2 protein-coding genes are annotated in these 582 nt (G+C 57.0%); one reads left to right on the forward strand and one right to left on the reverse strand.

The window, feature by feature from the left end; all coding sequences use genetic code 11:
• Positions 1 to 336 (forward strand): hypothetical protein (locus tag PMI26_RS03735; protein WP_033048329.1); only part of this gene is annotated, 336 nt, incomplete at its 5' end.
• 56 nt (positions 337 to 392) lie between these two features.
• Here the strand turns inward: PMI26_RS03735 and PMI26_RS32060 are convergent.
• A partial coding sequence (locus tag PMI26_RS32060; protein ID WP_238540843.1) for a hypothetical protein occupies positions 393 to 582 on the reverse strand: 190 nt, incomplete at its 5' end.

A 582-nucleotide genomic window follows, 5' to 3' on the forward strand; every position in this document is an offset into this window, starting at 1 on the left:
CTGATCGAAAACCGCGTCGCCGCCGATGGTTCCGACAAGTTGATGGAGAACCGCGTCGCTGAAGGCGGCTCCGACAAGCTGCTGCAGAACCGCGTCGCTGAAGGTGGCTCTGACAAACTGCTGCAGAACCGCGTTGCTGAAGGTGGCTCTGACAAACTGCTGCAGAACCGCGTTGCTGAAGGTGGCTCTGACAAACTGCTGCAGAACCGCGTTGCCGAAGGTGGCTCTGACAAACTGCTGCAGAACCGTGTCGCTGAAGGTGGCTCTGACAAACTGCTGCAGAACCGCGTTGCCGAAGGTGGCTCGGATCGTCTGATCCAGAATCGTGCGGCATAACTAATCACCGCACCACAACGCCCAACAAAAAACCCGGCCTGATCAGCCGGGTTTTTTCATGTTTTTTTGAAGGCTTTCACTGGCTTGGAGGTCACTTCATTTTCTGCGTGGGCACGTTCCCTTGTGGGAGCTGGCTTGCCAGCGATGGTCGTTAACGATAACCCGGGTGAACTGGATAAACGCGGCGCACTTGAGTCCATCGCCAGCAGGCTGGCTCCTACAGTAGTTTCAGCGTGGGCACGGTCC

The organism is Pseudomonas sp. GM33, from assembly GCF_000282295.1.
Lineage (GTDB): Bacteria > Pseudomonadota > Gammaproteobacteria > Pseudomonadales > Pseudomonadaceae > Aquipseudomonas > Aquipseudomonas laurylsulfatiphila.